The organism is Gammaproteobacteria bacterium, from assembly GCA_003696665.1.
Lineage (GTDB): Bacteria > Pseudomonadota > Gammaproteobacteria > Enterobacterales.
This window is the reverse complement of sequence record RFGJ01000285.1, coordinates 1-6,403: the sequence shown is the minus strand read 5'-3', so window position 1 is coordinate 6,403 and position 6,403 is coordinate 1. Positions and strand designations below refer to the sequence as shown.

Below are 6,403 nucleotides of genomic sequence, written 5' to 3'. Positions count from 1 at the left end.
TTCAAGCTGACACACCGCCATATTACATGGATGTCTTTATCAATTAGTGGCTCTTTGCTACTGAGTCTCTACATGAATGCTGTCGTCAATGCGCACTCCCAGTATGCAGGCTTACCCTGGTGGCAGGTGTGGCTATTTTTCTCCATCGTGCTGCTCAGTTTCTCTATGGCCTCGCAGGACGTAGCCAATTTAAGACGGCGATTACGAAAACGTGTTGCTGACTTGGAACGTGCCAACCGCATTATTGAACGGTTGGCCACGACGGATGCCCTAACGGGCGTCTACAACCGCCATCACATCAATAACATACTACTCCAGCAGTTGGAGCTTTTGAGTCGATATGGATGCCCGCTTTCGATCGCCATATTGGATTTGGACCACTTCAAAGCCATCAACGACCAATTTGGGCACAATACAGGGGATGAAGTGATCAAGACGTTTTGTAAAATTGCTCGCGAAAGTTTGCGCAAATCGGATTGGTTTGGTCGTTGGGGAGGAGAAGAATTTATCTGCATCATGCCGCACACGACTGTTGAAAATGCCCACATTCCCATGGAGCGCATTCGACAGGCCTTTAAAAGTGCTCAAATTGCATTACTACCACCAGGCTACCAACATACCGTTTCTATTGGTATTGCCGAAGCCAAGCTGTCAGACACCGTCGACTCAGTGATCGCGCGCGCCGATGAACGGCTCTATCAAGCCAAACGAAGTGGTCGTGACACGATTGTCGCTTCCAAAGCGTCACAACAGCCTGAAGACTGACAGGTTACCACTTGAATGGTAGAATGCGGCCTTTGTGCCTGTTAGTTGACTTTTGAGACCATGGAACAACGTTTGACACTTGCCGATCTGCAACAGAAAGTTGGTCAACACTTAGGAACTTCTGATTGGATTCTAGTCGATCAAGCACGCATCAATGCATTTGCCGACTGCACGGACGATCATCAATGGATTCATGTCGACGAAGCCAGAGCAGCGAAGGAAAGCCCCTACGGCCAGACAATTGCCCATGGCTTCCTTACTTTGTCGTTATTGTCGCCAATCCATATGCATGCCAATCATATCCCGATTGAAGCCAAGCAAGTGATCAATTATGGTCTCGATCGGGTGCGGTTTATGAACGCAGTCAAATCAGGACAGCGCATTCGCGGACATGTGAAGCTTGTCGAAGTCAAATCACGCGGACGTGGCATGCATTTCATCAAAACCGAAAATACCATTGAAATCGAAGGCGAGAAAAAACCCGCGCTCACCGCCGATCTGATTGTTCTGATTATTACCTAAGGAGTCGTGTCATGGCGCAATTCATCTACACCATGCACCGTGTCAGCAAAGTGGTACCGCCAGGACGTGTGATTCTCAAGGATATTTCACTGAGCTTCTTTCCAGGCGCCAAGATTGGCGTCCTCGGTCTGAACGGTGCTGGCAAATCCACGCTACTTCGTATTATGGCAGGGGTAGATAAAGATTATGAAGGCGAGGCACGCCCACAACCCGGCATTCGCGTTGGCTACCTGCCGCAAGAACCTGAACTGGATCCAAATAAAGATGTCCGAGGCAACGTGGAAGATGGCGTACGTCCCATCCTCGAGCTGCTTCAACGATTTAACGAAATCAGCGCCGCCTTTGCCGACCCAGATGCAGATTTTGACAAGTTGCTGGCAGAGCAAGGTGAATTACAAGACAAAATTGACGCCTGCGATGGTTGGGACATTGAGCGGACCTTGGAAATCGCCGCAGACGCGCTCAGACTGCCGCCCTGGGACGCCGATGTCACCAAGTTATCTGGGGGCGAGAAACGACGCGTAGCATTGTGCCGGTTGCTGTTGTCAAAACCAGACATGTTACTGCTAGATGAACCGACCAACCATCTGGATGCAGAATCTGTGGCCTGGCTCGAACGGTTTTTAGCGGAATACAAAGGTACTGTCGTCGCCGTCACCCACGATCGGTATTTCCTTGACAATGTCGCTGGCTGGATTCTCGAACTGGATCGGGGACACGGCATCCCATGGGAAGGCAACTATTCTTCTTGGTTGGAGCAAAAGGAAAAACGCCTGGAAATGGAGGCACGCCAAGAAAAAGCAAGGCAGCGTGCCATTCAGGCAGAATTAGAATGGGTGCGAAGCAATCCCAAGGGACGGCATGCCAAGGCCAAAGCGCGTCTCCAGCGTTTCGAAGAACTGCAAAGCCAGGAATTTCAGAAAAGAAACGAAACCCAAGAGCTTTACATACCACCCGGACCACGACTCGGCGACAAGGTCATTGAAGCACATCATGTGGTCAAGGCTTACGGCGATCGTCTCCTCTATCGAGATCTCAACTTCAGACTCCCGCGCGGTGGCATCGTCGGCGTGATCGGCGCAAATGGTGCGGGCAAGACGACCCTGTTCCGTTTAATTACTGGCGAGGAAAAGCCTGATGCCGGTGAAATTATTATTGGCGACACGGTGAAAATTGCCTACGTCAATCAACACCGAGACAATCTTGATCCGAACAAGACGGTGTGGGAAGAAATCTCCGACGGCTCTGATGTTATCCGTGTCGGTCAATACGAGATTCCCTCACGCGCCTATGTCGGACGCTTCAACTTCCGCGGTGCTGACCAACAAAAACGCATCAGTGACTTGTCCGGCGGAGAACGCAACCGTGTGCATTTGGCCAAGCTGTTACGCAGTGGCGGCAATGTGCTACTCCTTGACGAGCCAACCAACGATCTCGATGTCGAAACCTTACGCGCGCTGGAAGAGGCACTTTTAGCGTTTCCAGGCTGTGCCGTGGTCATTTCACACGATCGTTGGTTCCTCGATCGGGTGGCCACCCATATCCTCGCATTCGAAGGCGACAGCGAAACTGTGTGGTTTGAAGGCAACTACGCTGATTACGAAGCGGATCGCAAGCGCCGACTCGGCGTTGATGCTGAACAACCCCATCGAATTCGTTATAAACCATTGGCCTAATCACGGCCAGGACCACCCACATCCAACTTCAATCGAAGGCATGCGGCAGGGCGTCAGACACAAATTGCACGCCCTGCACCGTGATCCCATCCAGCGGTTTTTTGGGCACATTGGCGGCTGGCACAATGGCTTGAGAAAAACCGAGTTTGGCGGCTTCACGAAGGCGTTCAACACCGAATGGAACAGGCCGAACTTCGCCCGCCAGTCCCACTTCGCCAAACACCACCAACCGATCTCGCAAGGGCCTATCTCGTAAGCTTGACACGACAGCGAGCAGTAACGCCAAGTCGGCGCTGGTTTCGGCCACCCGCACGCCACCGACGACATTGACAAAGACATCTTGATCATGGCATGCCACGCCACCATGCCGATGCAGTACCGCCAACAACATGCCAAGTCTTGTCGCGTCCAATCCAAGTGCCAAACGGCGAGGATTGGCAAGTGACGACTGATCAACCAATGCCTGAACTTCGACCAGCAATGGCCGGCTGCCTTCCCAAGTGGCGGTCACCGCGCTTCCTGCCACCGGATCTTGATAACGTGACAAAAAGATTGCAGACGGGTTTTTGACCTCCTTCAAGCCAGTCTCAGTCATGGCAAATACGCCCAGTTCATTGACCGCGCCAAATCGATTCTTAACCGCTCGAATCACACGGTATCGACTGTCTTCTTGACCCTCAAAATACAACACAGTATCGACCATATGTTCGAGGACCCTCGGTCCAGCCAAAGCGCCGTCCTTGGTGACATGCCCCACCACAAATACAGCGGTTTGTGTTTGTTTTGCAAAACGCACAAGTTGCGCAGCACTTTCTCTGACCTGCGCCACGCCGCCTGGCGCACTGCCCAAGTGTTCGGTAAAAATAGTCTGAATCGAGTCCACCACCATTACCGATGGGGCTAATGTCTTCGCTGTGGACAGAATATGCTCAATTTGTGTCTCAGTGAGCAACAGCAAGTTGTCTCTTTTCAATTGGAGGCGGGCAGCACGAAGTGAAACCTGCTCTGCGGACTCTTCGCCAGTGACGTACAGGGTCTGGTATTGTTGGCTCAAATGTCCAAGGCATTGAAGGAGCAATGTTGACTTGCCTATCCCTGGGTCGCCACCGATTAAGATGACACTACCGCTCACCAACCCACCGCCAAGCACGCGATCAAGCTCGGACAATCCAGTAGTGACACGCGTTTTTTGCGATGGTGCCACTTCACCAAGGCGCTGGACTTGACTCCTTTCACCCGCATAACCCTGAAACCTTGGCGACGTTGTCGCCGACTCCAACAGCGTTTCCACCATTGTGTTCCAGCGCTGACAATCAGGGCATTGCCCCATCCATTTATTTGCAATCGCACCACACTCAGTGCAAGTAAACTGACGCTTGGCTTTTGCCATTGTGCCTACCAATCAGTCCCCAGATTAATGACATTGTGCCAAACAAAATCGTATCGACCTAACATTAAAATTGATGTCAAGCAATCGGTCCTCATTGAACTCGAAACGTTAGATGGCCTCGACATATGACGTATCATGGTCTGGATAGAGTGCTCTGCCAGCGCTTTGAATGCTTCGCCAAAAGCTTATTTCGGATTCCAGTTGGCATGAAAAAACCATTGCGTTACTGGCCAGGTGACAGTAAATTAAGCGCGTTTTTGCTGTCTCTGGACCCAACAACCCAATTTGTCTGAGGTGACCATGAGCATCGATCGCGATCTATTTCTCAAGTTTGAGGAAAAGCTGGAAAAAGAGCTGGAAATTCTCCAACAAAATATGGATCCGGACAATCCTATTCCAGAAATCAAATTGCGTATTAACCGTATCAATAGCGCACTGGCACGGATTGTGGACGGCACGTACGGGCTATGCAAGAAGTGTGGTGAAGAAATCAGCATCGAACGTTTAGAAAACAATCCAGTTGCTTTGTTATGCGATCTTTGCGGAACTCATGAGCGTCCTGCCGATCCAATGATTCAAAAAATCCTCAAGGAAGCTCTGGCCGAGCTAGAGGATGATTCTGACATTGATGATGATTTGGACGAGGACTAATCTTTGGCTGCAACGCCAATCAGACTCGGTTACAATGGCAGCAAGGCGCAGCCGCTTCACACCAAACCAATATGTCTGACTGGCACCCGCTTTCATGGCAGGACTACGACCTCCAGCAGCAACCCGATTATCCCGACCAAGCCGTATTGGCCAAGGTATGTCACGAACTATCTGGCCTGCCACCATTAGTGACGCCAGCGGAAGTTGAAGCGCTCAAACAGAAACTTCTAGAGGTTCAACGCGGACAAAGATTGATACTTCACGCCGGAGATTGTTCAGAAGCTTTCAGCGATTGCACTGCCGACCGAATCAGGCGAAAAGTATGGCTTTTAAACCAACTCGCCGTATTGCTTGGTCACCAAACCCAAAAATCGGTGCTGACCATTGGTCGAATTGCCGGCCAATATGCCAAGCCGCGCTCGGCTGTGACCGAGACTCGAAATAACGTTTCGTTACCAGCTTTCCGAGGCGAACTTGTCAACGCCCCAGAATTCACGGAGGCGGCGCGCACCCCGGACCCACATCGAATGGTTCGCGGCTATGGGCTGGCGTCATTGACATTAAACTACATCCGAGCATTATCAGATGATCTTGTTCAGGCGGATCTACTAAACGATGAATCGATCCCATTGGAAGTAAAGCACCACCCCACGCTTGGCAAACACATCCGGCAAGCGCAGCAATCGCTCCGGTGGGTGTCAGAGCTTGGGGCGCAAAAAATTGTCCAAAGCCCGTCACTGTATACAAGCCACGAGGCCTTACTGCTTCGTTACGAATCCGCCCTGACACGACAAATCAACGGGCAGTGGTATTGTTTGTCAACCCATTTACCTTGGGTTGGCATGAGAACGGCCACACCACAGAGTGCGCACATCGAATACCTACGCGGTCTGGCCAATCCTGTGGCGATTAAGGTTGGTCCGCGAATGAGCCCGGACTGGCTTGTGAAAATTCTCGAACGATTAACACACCACCATCCCAACCGAACCGTGATCTTAATCCATCGCTTTGGCGCCAAAAAAATCACCCAATATTTGCCCAAACTTCTCGACGTCACGGAGCAACATGACTTCCCGGTCATCTGGTTGTGCGACCCCATGCATGGCAACACACAAACTGACGTTCACCATCGCAAATACCGAAATGTCGCCGACATTGTTCGAGAAATCGAACGCGCGATACAAATTCATGCGGATCGTGGTAGTCGATTACATGGTCTCCACCTTGAAACGAGTGCGGACAATGTCACTGAATGTATCGGCGGAGTAAGCGGGATCCGACATGCCGACCTGAACAAAAACTATACTACGCAGGTTGATCCACGCCTGACACCGGCACAGGCGATGGAAGTGATTATTCGATTTGCCGAACGGTGGCAGCAGACATTCGAGCGCCAAGG

At 51.3% G+C, this 6,403-nt stretch carries 6 protein-coding genes; 5 read left to right on the top strand and 1 reads right to left on the bottom strand.

Translation table 11 applies throughout. The features are described from left to right. Positions 1–30: 30 nt before the first annotated feature. From D6694_07805 to ettA, 3 genes are read left to right on the top strand one after another with little or no spacing between them, the layout of a single operon-like run. Entirely contained in the window at positions 31–765 is a 735-nt protein-coding gene (locus tag D6694_07805; protein ID RMH42596.1) for a GGDEF domain-containing protein, read from the top strand. Positions 766–825: 60 nt separating this feature from the next. Continuing rightward, complete coding sequence (locus D6694_07800) at positions 826–1,287, top strand: MaoC family dehydratase (GenBank protein RMH42595.1); 462 nt, start codon at positions 826–828, stop codon at positions 1,285–1,287. Between the two features lie 11 nt (positions 1,288–1,298). Further along, positions 1,299–2,963 (top strand): energy-dependent translational throttle protein EttA, encoded by a 1,665-nt coding sequence (ettA, locus tag D6694_07795; protein ID RMH42594.1) that lies wholly within the window; start codon positions 1,299–1,301, stop codon positions 2,961–2,963. 28 nt (positions 2,964–2,991) lie between these two features. On the opposite strand, the gene radA is transcribed toward ettA, so the two are convergent. Further along, positions 2,992–4,353 (bottom strand): DNA repair protein RadA, encoded by a 1,362-nt coding sequence (gene radA / locus D6694_07790; protein ID RMH42593.1) that lies wholly within the window; start codon positions 4,351–4,353, stop codon positions 2,992–2,994. 300 nt (positions 4,354–4,653) lie between these two features. Between radA and D6694_07785 the strand changes: the two genes are divergently transcribed. Further along, complete coding sequence (locus tag D6694_07785; GenBank protein ID RMH42592.1) at positions 4,654–5,004, top strand: hypothetical protein; 351 nt, start codon at positions 4,654–4,656, stop codon at positions 5,002–5,004. Positions 5,005–5,075: 71 nt separating this feature from the next. Continuing rightward, a partial coding sequence (locus tag D6694_07780; protein ID RMH42591.1) for a 3-deoxy-7-phosphoheptulonate synthase class II occupies positions 5,076–6,403 on the top strand: 1,328 nt, incomplete at its 3' end.

Excerpts from the sequence above, each read along its gene's own strand:
- D6694_07785 (RMH42592.1), top strand. The coding sequence starts at position 4,654 with ATGAGCATCGATCGCGATCTATTTCTCAAGTTTGAGGAAAAGCTGGAA.
- D6694_07805 (RMH42596.1), top strand. The coding sequence starts at position 31 with ATGTCTTTATCAATTAGTGGCTCTTTGCTACTGAGTCTCTACATGAAT.
- radA (RMH42593.1), bottom strand. The coding sequence starts at position 4,353 with ATGGCAAAAGCCAAGCGTCAGTTTACTTGCACTGAGTGTGGTGCGATT.
- ettA (RMH42594.1), top strand. The coding sequence starts at position 1,299 with ATGGCGCAATTCATCTACACCATGCACCGTGTCAGCAAAGTGGTACCG.
- D6694_07800 (RMH42595.1), top strand. The coding sequence starts at position 826 with ATGGAACAACGTTTGACACTTGCCGATCTGCAACAGAAAGTTGGTCAA.